At 62.5% G+C, this 2,155-nt stretch carries 1 pseudogene; it reads right to left on the bottom strand.

Annotated features, from left to right (window positions below):
- A pseudogene (locus RFM40_RS33435) lies at nt 1-2,087 on the bottom strand (hypothetical protein); the annotation flags it as partial.
- Nucleotides 2,088-2,155: the final 68 nt, after the last annotated feature.

Here is a 2,155-nt window from a genome sequence, read left to right as displayed (position 1 = left end):
CGACATGCATCTTCGATCACCTGGTTCTCTTCGTTGACGGGGCGAGTTTTAGCTGTTGTGACAGTCTCTCCGGCATAGGCTTGCCGCAGCCTTCCCAACGCCACGTTGATTTCGCTCAGTAGTTTGGGATGGTTGCCCGAAAAGTCCTTCGCCAGACTGTCCAACTGCCGATCATCTAGCCGGCCGGCGATCTGAGTCCGGTGATTCTCGTCAAGCCATGCACTGAATTTACGCAGCGACGCTAGATCGTGCCACATGGTTCCTTCTTTGAGGCGGGCCGCGGCTATTGCCCGGTATTGGGCGAAGAGTTCCTCATCGTCCTTGGTGCCAGGTCGAACATTCGAAGCCGTCAGAGGCTCTCCGACAGAAGCTTGCCGGAGCCTCTTCAGCGCCGGGTTGACACGCGCCCTCTCGCGCTCCGCGAAGTCCTTCGCGAGCGCGTCCAACCCCCGGTCCTCAATCCGGCCGGTGATCTGCGTCCGGTGGTTTTCGTCAAGCCATTTGCTGAACTTGCGCAGCACCGCTAGATCGGCCCTCACGGTTGGTTCTTTGAGGTGGGCCCTGGCTTTCGCCCGGTACTGGGCGAAGAGTTCATCATCGTCCTTCGTGCCGGGTCGTCGAACAGTCGAAGCAGCCGTCACAGGCCGTCCGGCAGAAGCCTGCCGGAGCCTTCCCAACGCCACGTTGGTGTCGCTCAGTAGTCCGGCATCGTTGCCCGCGAAGTTCTTCGCCAGGCTGTCGAGCTGCTCGTCATCAATCCGACCGTCGATTTGGCTCTGGTGGTTCTCGGCCAGCCATTTGCTGAACTTGCGCAGCGCCGTTGTATCGCGATCAATCGAGGGTCCACTCACTTTGGCTGTGTTCGCCGCCTCGGCACGGTAGGCGGCAAAAAGCGCCTCGTCCGGGTGCTCTCGGACATGCTTGCGGCTGCGCGTTTGCTGAACGAGGGAAGCCTGGTGCGGCGCCGCGGCCGGCATTGTTTGGCGCGCGCCGGTCAAATCGCCTCCCCTGGTCCCTTCTTCGAGGCCGGCAGCCTGGGCAAAGAGTTGCTCATAGTCTTTGGTGCCAGGTCGAACATTCGAAGCAGCCGTCCCAGAAGCTTGCCGGAGCCTCTTCAACGCCGGATTGATACGCTCGTCATCGCGCTCCGCGAAGTCCTTCGCCAGCGCGTCCAACCCGGGGTCCTCAATCCGGCCGGCGATTTGCGTGCGGTGGTTCTCGGCGAGCCATTTGCTGAACTTGCGTAAGGCCGCTAGATCGCGCCTCACGGCTGATCCTTTGACCACGGCTTTTGCCCGGTATTGGGCGAAGAGTTCCTCATCGTCCTTCGTGCCGGGTCGAACAGCCGAAGCAGCCGTCGCAGGCTGCCCGGCAGAATGCTGCCGGAGCCTTCCCAACGCCACTTTGGTGTCGCCCTGCAGTACGGCATCGTTGCCCGCAAAGTCCTTCGCCAGACCGTCCAGCTGCTCGTCATCAATCCGGCCGTTGATTTGGCTCTGGTGGTTCTCGTCAAGCCATATGCTGAACTTGCGCAGCGCCGTTATATCGCCAACAATCGCGCTTTCACCCACCTTGGCTGTTTTAGCCGCCTCGGCACGGTAGGCGGCAAAAAGCGCCTCGTCCGGGTGCTCGCGGCCGCGCTTGCGACTGCGCGTTTGCTGAACGACGGAAACCTGGTGCGGTGCCTCGGCCGGCATTGTATGGCGCGCGCCGGTCAAATCGCCCTGTTGATTGGCCGCAGGCCGAAATGCGCCCGTGACGACGTGAGGGAGGCTCACGCCATCGGGTGCGCTTCCAAATCCCGTGTCGGGCAGGTTGACCCGCGGCGGCATGGAACTCGAAGCTTCGTAACCGCCCCCAATCGCTACGCGGCTCCGTGGCTGATCGACACTTTGCGCGGGTGAGTGGACCACCCGCTCCGCATCCTGCCAGAACTGCGCCGAAGCGAAACTTGCGGCCGGCAACGGCCCGGCGCGGTCGGCGGCTGCAAAGAGCTCGTCCTGGTCAAAACTCTGCGCAGGTGAGTGAGCTGGTGGAGCAAAGGGCAACTGCGAACCGCCTTCCCCGGCGCCCTCCTCTTGCAGCATCCTCGGTCCAACCGCATCTGCATGTGAGCCGGTCCGCCGCCTGGCGAGACGGCTGTTTGGAACAGCTT

Origin of the sequence: Mesorhizobium captivum, from assembly GCF_033977165.1 — a bacterium.
GTDB classification, from domain to species: Bacteria; Pseudomonadota; Alphaproteobacteria; order Rhizobiales; family Rhizobiaceae; genus Mesorhizobium; species Mesorhizobium captivum.
This window is presented reverse-complemented; position numbering and strand designations above follow the sequence as displayed.